A 518-nucleotide genomic window follows, 5' to 3' on the forward strand; every position below is an offset into this window, starting at 1 on the left:
GCGCCACCATCCCGACCAGCGCCTGCGCGTACAGCGGGGCCAGCTTCGGGTCGAAGCCGCGGCTCTTGAACTCGCGGCCCAGGATGTCCTCCACCTGGGTGGCGATGTCCGAGATCAGCGAGGCGAAGGTCCCCGTCGACTGGGGGATGGGGGAGTCACGGACCAGGATGCGGAACCCGTCCGTGTACTCCTCGATGTAGTCCAGCAGCGCGAACGCGGCCTGCTCGCACAGCTCACGCGGATGGCCGGCCGTCAGCGAGCCGGTCACCATGTCCAGCAGCCGCCGCATCTCCCGGTCCACCACGACCGCGTACAGCCCCTCCTTGCCGCCGAAGTGTTCGTACACCACGGGTTTGGAGACCCCGGCCTTCGCCGCGATCTCCTCCACCGACGTGCCCTCGAACCCCTTCGCCGCGAAGAGGGTGCGGCCGATCTCCAGCAGCTGCTGGCGGCGCTCGGCACCGGTCATCCGGGTGCGGCGCGCACGCCGCGGCTTCTCATTGCTGGGAGTGCTGGAG

General features: G+C 69.7%; 1 protein-coding gene. It reads right to left on the reverse strand.

What is annotated here, in order from left to right; genetic code table 11:
• Window positions 1-518 (reverse strand): TetR/AcrR family transcriptional regulator (locus LPA54_RS36480; RefSeq protein ID WP_228984800.1); only part of this gene is annotated, 518 nt, incomplete at both ends.

This window comes from Streptomyces sp. DH12 (genome assembly GCF_020873895.1).
Classification (GTDB): Bacteria; Actinomycetota; Actinomycetes; order Streptomycetales; family Streptomycetaceae; genus Streptomyces.